Genomic DNA, 7,437 nt, shown 5'->3' on the forward strand with positions numbered 1-7,437 from the left:
AGGCTGTATGTGTACAATTGCTTATCTTTCGAATGCTCATAAAGCTTACGCATGTACAAAACTGACATCTGCATACTTGGTGCCGGCCCAGGCGGCGCTACAACTGCCCTGCACCTGGCCAATAAAGGAATCTCTTCTGTATTGATTGACAAGGCCACCTTTCCCCGCGACAAAGTATGCGGCGATGCGCTGAGCGGAAAAGTGGTGAACGAGCTTCGCCGTATTTCGCCCGACCTGCCCCACCTTTTCAGCCTGGAGCAGGAAGTGCAGGTGCCCTCGTGGGGCATCCATTTTATCTCGCCTGGTGGCAAAAAGCTGAGCGTGCCCTTTAAGTATAACTACAAGCCCGAGGAGGACGCGCCTGCGGGGTACATTTCCAAACGCATCGACTTCGATAACTTTTTAGTGCAGCAGGTAAGGCAGCGTCCCGAGATCGAGCTGCTCGAAGGGGTGGATGTAGCCAGGTATGAGCGCCAGCCAGATGGGAGCTTTTTGCTTTCAGATAAAAGCGGCAACGCGCGAATAGCGGCTAAGTTGCTGGTTGTGGCCAATGGGGCGCAATCCGGCTTTTCGCGGCATGTGGCGGGACTGCAACAAGAGCCAGAGCATTTCTGTGCGGGACTGCGCGCCTACTATAAAGGTGTAGAAGACCTGGACAAGGATAATTTTATTGAGCTCCACTTCTTCAAAGATTTTCTGCCGGGTTATTTCTGGGTCTTCCCGCTTCCGAACGGCCATGCCAACGTAGGGGTGGGCATGCTTAGCAGCGCTATCAGCGCTAAAAAGATAAACCTGAAAAAAGAGATGCTCCGCATGATCGAGACGCATCCGGAACTCCGGAAACGCTTTGCCAGGGCTGAACTGGTGGGCGAAATTAAAGGCTACGGCCTGCCGTTAGGCTCTAAAAAGCGCTCGCTGTCAGGCGACAACTACATGCTGGTAGGCGATGCCGGCGCTTTGATAGACCCCTTTACAGGCGAAGGCATCAGCAACGCCATGATCAGCGGACGTTGGGCTGCCGAGCAGGCAATAAAATGCCTGGAGCAGCAAAACTTCTCCGCTCCCTTTTTACAGCAATACGATAAAGCCGTGTACAACCGCCTCTGGAAAGAGTTGAAACTAAGCCGCCAGATGCAGAAGCTATTGAATTATCCCTGGCTGTTTAACCAGGTCGCGAATAAAGCCACTAAAAACCAGGCCCTGGCCGAAACAATTTCCTGCATGTTCAACGACCTGGACCTGCGGGAGCGCCTGAAGCAACCGTCGTTTTACTTTAAACTGCTCTTTAATTAAAGCCGCAGCAGTCTGAAAATGGTAGTGCATTATGCAGCGGCTAAAGCTGTTGCTGCTAGAGTTATCCCTGGCACTTGCAAGGCTTTTTTATAAGTAAAAATTATCAGAGGCGCCCATACCGCCAGTTTGAAACCCACTACCATGCTTTACTATCAGTTGCCGCTGCAGTTAAACTGGCAGTATGATTTTCTGAAAAATATGTGGCAGGCTGAAAGCTTGTTCCCCTTCTCAAAACGCCTGCTTTAGCCATAACCTGAAGTTCTCCTTCTCCGCTTCTGTCGCATCAGGTCTCTTTTCCACTGTATACTTTCGGAAGTAACCCTCATGGTTTGGCTCCATGCGCACTACCCGCAAATGCTTGCCGCGGAACAGCGTAAACTCCGCCTGCTCTTTTGAGAGCGCCAGCAGGTGTTGCAGGTTGTTCTCTATTTTGCGCCCGTTCAGGGCCACCAGTTCATCCTCTACGCTCAATACTTCACTGGCCTGAGAGCCAGGCGCTAGCGCCGTTACCTGCACGCTTCCTTCCGAGCTAACTTTAAACCCATACTTACCCTCGTTTATTAGCGGATTCTCCGCCTCTAGTAAAGAACAGCCTACAAAGCGCAGCGCTTCGTTAAGCGCCGTTTCAATAGGAGCCGTGCCGTTAATATAGTTGTCAAAGTATGATGTAAGCGATGTTCGGGCCACATTGTTAATTAGTTGTACGTAGTCGGCGGCTGTATACCCAATCTCCCGCTTCCCAAAATCCTCCCAAAGGGCACGCATTACCGTGTCGAGGTTAGCCTGGTTGCTGGTATGCTGCCGTAGCAACAGGTCCAGGAGCAGGGCCGTAAGGGCACCTTTGATGTAGATGGATACTTTACGGTCAGGGATGCCCGGCTTATAGCCGTCCAGCCACAGGTCAAAAGAGGCGTCGGCCACCGATAGGTTATTGCGGCCATAGTCGTTGAAGTAGCGCTGCAGGGTAGTGTTGAGCTCACCAAAGTACTGCTCGGCCGTAAAAACCCCTGCCCGGGCCAGTAGGTAGTCGCCGTAATAGGTGGTGACGCCCTCGGCCACATACCCGGTTCTGAAATAATTCTCCTGTGCCAGGTTGTACGGCATCATCTCTATAGGCCTGATTTTCTTCACATTCCAGGTATGGAACAGCTCATGTGAACCTACGCCCAGGAACTCCTTGTAAAGGGAGGGCGTCATGAGCAACTCGCCAGGTCCCAGTGTAATGACAGTAGAATTTCGGTGTTCCACGCCATGGTAGGTGCGGTAAGGCAGGATCTGGTTCAGGAAATGATACTCAGGCACCGGAAAGTCGCCGAATACCTCCAGCTGTTCCTGGGTAAATGCGCTGAAGTCCTGCAGTACCCTTTGCCAGTCGGGTTGGCAGTCGCCCTGGATCCAAATATGGAAGATGGTGCCCTTTACTTCATAGGTTTTGTGTTTGAGAGTGGCGCTGGCAATTAACGGACTGTCCACTAGTTCATCAAAACTAGTCGCTGTTACGGTATGCTTTGCTTCTTGGGGTAAACCACAGGCCAGTTGCCAATGCCCGGGAATTGCCAGTTGCAGCTGGCACGGTTCCGTTTCCCGGCCTTCCACGGCCATCAGGCAGTTGATGGGGTTCAGGTAGAGCTGCCCCTCGTCGAGCCAGGAGCCGCCGCCATCCATTTGGTGGGCGTAAAAGCTATACGTTATTTCTAGGGTTTCGGCTCCATTCGCCTGCACTGCCCAGCGGTCTTTGGTTTTTTTGCTGATATTGATACTTGTTCCGTTGGCGCTGGCCGAAACACCGCGTAATTTCTGTGCAAAATGTTGCAGTTCGTAGCGGCCAGGGCGCCAGGCAGGCAGTTGCAGGTAGAGCTGTTCAGATCTGTTTTGCGTGATAGTGAGGGTGATGTTTAGAAAATGCGAAAGCTGACTGGCGTAGGATACGGAATATGTGAGCATGGTTTCGGGGCTTTGTTTCGATTATGTAGCATTATACGGATAGGTTACAGTGCGTTTAGGAATGCCGTTTGCTAATGCTTACGCGTAAAAATAGCATCTGTAAAGCAATAAATTTGCCCTTGTTAGATGAACTGGGCGATGTAGCGCATATTTTTACGAAATATCTGAGGCAGGCTTTGTAATTTACAAAAGGTTGTCTAATTTTGCAGGCCATAATAAAACCATTGGCAGACGATGAAAAGAACATTCCAGCCTTCGCAGAGAAAGAGAAGAAACAAGCACGGCTTCAGATCAAGAATGGAGACCGCTAACGGTAGAAGAGTATTGGCTAGCAGAAGAGCCAAAGGCAGAAAGAGAATATCTGTTTCTGACGAAAAAAGACATAAGGCGGCTTAATCCCTGATGGGAGATTTGCATCGCTTGTTGGTAGCCGCTCATGGATAAGGAGCAAGCTAGCGATAGTAAAAGCGGGCAGCCAACTTTCTATACATTTTCGAAAGAAGAACACTTGTGTAGCAGGCGCCTTATCGCGCTGCTGTTCAGCAAGGGTTCTTCTTTTAATTTGTATCCGCTGCGGTTTGTGTTCTACTCGCCGCAGGATATGCCTTCAGGTTCGCCCCAGGTACTCCTCTCTGTTTCCAAACGCTACTTTAAGCGCGCCACGGATCGTAATCGCCTGAAGAGGCAAATGCGTGAGGCATACCGTTTGAATAAGCACATCTTCACCCAGAATCCGGAGCGTGCGCCACAGCTTTTGGGCATTCTTTACATCGGTAAAGAAAAAAAATCCTTTCAGTCCATCCAGAAAAAACTAATTTCAGGTTTGGAACGTTGTTTGATTAAGTAGTCTTACCCCGTTCTTTACGCCTAGAAATTATGTACAAAAAGTCTATTGCCGGCCTTCTGGTTGGTATCCTTTCCGTAGCCTTATTCTCCTTTAAAACAGACTCGGAGCGTTATTTCGAGATAGCTAAGAACCTCGATGTTTTCGCCACGCTGTTTAAGGAGGTAAACACCTTTTACGTAGACGACGTGCCCCCGGCCAAAATGATGCGCACAGGTATTGATGCCATGCTCAAATCGCTGGATCCCTACACCAACTATATTCCTGAAGATGATATCGAAGATTTCCGTACCATGACCACGGGTCAGTATGGCGGCATTGGTGCGCTTGTAGGGAACCGTGACGGGAAAATTGTGATTCAGATGCCTTACGAGGACTCGCCGGCAAATAAGGCGGGGTTGGTAATCGGGGATGAGATCATGAAAGTGGATAATGTCACCGTTACCGGCAAATCTACCTCAGACGTTACGAAACTACTTAAAGGGCAGGCCAACACCCCGGTTAAATTGGAGGTGCGTAGCTACGGTCAGAGCAAGTCCAGAACAGTAGAGTTGCTTCGCGCCAACATTATGGTGGATAACGTGCCCTACTATGGCATGCTCGACGATCAGATCGGCTACTTCCAGCTATCCGGCTTTACCGTGGATGCTTCTAAAGAAGTAAAAATGGCAGTACAGAAGCTGAAGGAGATGGGAGCCAAGAAAATAGTTTTTGACCTGCGCGATAACCCAGGCGGCTTACTGCACGAGGCGGTTAATATCTCGAATGTGTTTGTGGACAAAGGCAAAGACATTGTGAGCACCAAAGGAAAAGTGAAGGAGTGGAACAAGACCTATAAGGCGCTGGACGAACCTTTGGATAAGAGCATCCCGCTTGTTATCCTGACCAGCTCCCGCAGTGCGTCTGCCTCAGAGATTGTGGCCGGTGTTATGCAGGACTATGACCGTGCCGTGCTGGTAGGAGAGCGTACGTTTGGAAAGGGACTCGTGCAGGCTACCCGCCCGCTTTCTTACAATTCACAACTAAAAGTTACCACAGCCAAGTATTATACCCCAAGCGGCCGTTGCATTCAGGCCATCGACTATGCACACCGTAACGAAGATGGCAGCGTAGGTAAAATTCCGGATTCACTGCGAGTGGCCTTTAAAACATTAGGAGGCCGTGTTGTGTATGATGGCGGCGGTATCAAGCCGGACGTGGAGGTAGAGCAGCCTACTTATTCAGAGATCATCAAAACGATTGCCAGGAACGGTTACTTCTTCGATTACGCTAATAAGTATAAAGCCGGTCACGCTTCGATTGCTCCAGCAAAGCAGTTTAAGCTTTCTGATCCGGAATACCAGCAGTTTATAGATTTTCTGGCTGATAAAGACCTGTCTTATACAACCGGTGTTGAAAGTGAGCTGGAAGATCTGGCTGAGAAAGCAAAGGATGGTAAGCACTACGACGATATAAAAAGTGAACTTGATGCTATTAAGACGAAAGTAGCTCATAACAAGTCAAATGATATGTTGCGTTTTAAAACAGAGATCAGGGAAATGCTGGAGGCCGAGATAGCCTCGCGCTACTACTTACGGAAGGGGTATATAGAATCGTCTTTTGATGATGATCCTAATATCTTGATGGCAAAACAGGTGTTAAACGATACACAGAAATATAACGCATATTTAAAGTTAAAATAAACTGTTGCAAAGGTTTAAAAGGAGGCTATACTATACAAGTGTAGCCTCCTTTTGATTAAAGCCAGCCAGAACCGGCATGCTGGTATTTTGTGCCTTCGTTCGCTTCGCTTAATTTTACGGGACAATTTTCCTTTTAAACCATGTCTACACCTCTGCTGCTTGCTCTCGAAACGTCTACATCAGTGTGTTCTGTTGCGCTGTATAAGGGGCCGCAACTTTTGGGCGCCTCCGAGCTGCGGATAGAGAAATCACATTCCTCTTATATTACAGTGATGATCTCGCAACTGGTTGAAAACTGCGGAGAGCAGATGGAGAGCCTGAGCGCGGTAGCTGTTTCGGGTGGTCCTGGTTCTTACACAGGCTTAAGAATAGGCGTATCAACCGCGAAGGGCTTGTGCTACGCCTTAAACATTCCTTTAATAGAAGTGTCTACATTATATGGTATGGCAGCACAGGTTATTGACTTTACCCCAACTCCTAAACACTTCATGTTTTGCCCCATGCTTGACGCGCGGCGAATGGAAGTGTATACCTGCCTACTGGATGCAGAAATACACGAAGTAGTACCGATAGCCCCGGTTGTATTGAATGAACAAGCTTTTCAAAAATACTTAAAAGAGCAAACGGTGATCTTCTTCGGAAGTGGAGCCACAAAGTTAAAACCACTTTTAGCAAACCAGGCACATGCACAGTTCATCGAGGAGGTAGCGCCATCGGCAATTACAATAGGCAGGCTGGCGCTGCCAAAATTTGAACAGGGCTTATTTGAAGATGTAGCCTACTATGAACCCTTCTATCTAAAGGATGTTTATATAACAAGTGCGAAAAAATAACGCATACTATAATAGCTAATAAGATGTCAGAGATAATAAATAAAGTAGCACAGAGCTCACTGGTAACAATTAACCTGGAGGAATTGCTTCATCCGGGGGAAAGAGTGGTGTATGATATCAAAGAAAATCTATTTCACGGACTCATATTAAAGGAAAAGGACTTCCGGGCCTTTGTGAAGGAGAATGACTGGACCAAGTATGATGGCAAGAATGTGGCGATTATTTGTTCAGCAGATGCCATAGTGCCTACATGGGCCTATATGCTTTTAGCAACAAAGCTTAACGGGCATGCAAACTTCTTTGTATTTGGGGATGAGGAGGCACTAGAGCAGGCTATGCTGCAGGAGGCAATCGCAAAAATAGACCCAGAGGAATACAGAGACGCTAAAGTGGTAGTAAAGGGATGCGGGAGTATTCCGGTGCCAACTTACGCCTATGTAGAAATAATGCGGAAGCTTTTACCCGTAACCAGTAGCCTTATGTATGGGGAGCCATGCAGCACAGTTCCTCTATATAAGAAGCCCAAAAACGGGTAATAACATTTACAGAAAAAAGAGGGGGCAGTGTGAACTAAACACTGCCCCCTTTCTGTTTATCATCTGCTGAAAGGTAAAAAATACTGCTGGAGGCGGCGGGAAAAGTTCTGTGAAAATTTTAAAGCTGCAACACAGTTACTTACACAAAACTGTAAAGAAACTTCACACCCACCCCTTGCGGTTGCCGCCGTTTTGCTTACCTTTGCATCCCGGTTCAGCAGGGACGGGTTAAGCGGGGAGGATAGGGCGGCGAGAGCGGCCCGCGGGCGGCGGCAGGGCCTTTTCAGGCGGGCTTTAGGCCCCGG

At 48.6% G+C, this 7,437-nt stretch carries 7 protein-coding genes; 6 read left to right on the forward strand and 1 reads right to left on the reverse strand.

What is annotated here, in order from left to right:
- Positions 1-51 precede the first annotated feature (51 nt).
- On the forward strand, positions 52-1,293 hold the full coding sequence (locus AC4BAN_RS13465; protein ID WP_490564929.1) for an NAD(P)/FAD-dependent oxidoreductase: 1,242 nt from the start codon (positions 52-54) through the stop codon (positions 1,291-1,293).
- 228 nt (positions 1,294-1,521) lie between these two features.
- On the opposite strand, the gene AC4BAN_RS13470 is transcribed toward AC4BAN_RS13465, so the two are convergent.
- Entirely contained in the window at positions 1,522-3,237 is a 1,716-nt protein-coding gene (locus tag AC4BAN_RS13470; protein WP_490564930.1) for a M61 family metallopeptidase, read from the reverse strand.
- Positions 3,238-3,471: 234 nt separating this feature from the next.
- Between AC4BAN_RS13470 and rpmH the strand changes: the two genes are divergently transcribed.
- The 5 genes from rpmH to AC4BAN_RS13495 all read left to right on the forward strand — a co-directional run bounded on the left by rpmH (position 3,472) and on the right by AC4BAN_RS13495 (position 7,132).
- Positions 3,472-3,633 carry a 50S ribosomal protein L34 gene (gene rpmH, locus AC4BAN_RS13475; RefSeq protein WP_115566561.1) on the forward strand — a complete coding sequence of 54 codons (162 nt, stop codon included), beginning with the start codon at positions 3,472-3,474 and terminating at the stop codon, positions 3,631-3,633.
- 40 nt (positions 3,634-3,673) lie between these two features.
- Entirely contained in the window at positions 3,674-4,084 is a 411-nt protein-coding gene (locus AC4BAN_RS13480) for a ribonuclease P protein component (protein WP_490564931.1), read from the forward strand.
- Positions 4,085-4,113: 29 nt separating this feature from the next.
- Positions 4,114-5,763: a S41 family peptidase gene (locus AC4BAN_RS13485; protein WP_490564932.1), complete on the forward strand. Its 1,650-nt coding sequence runs from the start codon at positions 4,114-4,116 to the stop codon at positions 5,761-5,763.
- A 140-nt stretch (positions 5,764-5,903) separates the two neighbouring features.
- The gene (tsaB, locus tag AC4BAN_RS13490; RefSeq protein ID WP_490564933.1) at positions 5,904-6,596 is read left to right on the forward strand and encodes a tRNA (adenosine(37)-N6)-threonylcarbamoyltransferase complex dimerization subunit type 1 TsaB; all 693 of its coding nucleotides are present in this window, start codon (positions 5,904-5,906) and stop codon (positions 6,594-6,596) included.
- A 23-nt stretch (positions 6,597-6,619) separates the two neighbouring features.
- Entirely contained in the window at positions 6,620-7,132 is a 513-nt protein-coding gene (locus AC4BAN_RS13495; RefSeq protein ID WP_490564934.1) for a DUF2480 family protein, read from the forward strand.
- Positions 7,133-7,437: the final 305 nt, after the last annotated feature.

Source organism: Pontibacter sp. GD13 (assembly GCF_058216355.1).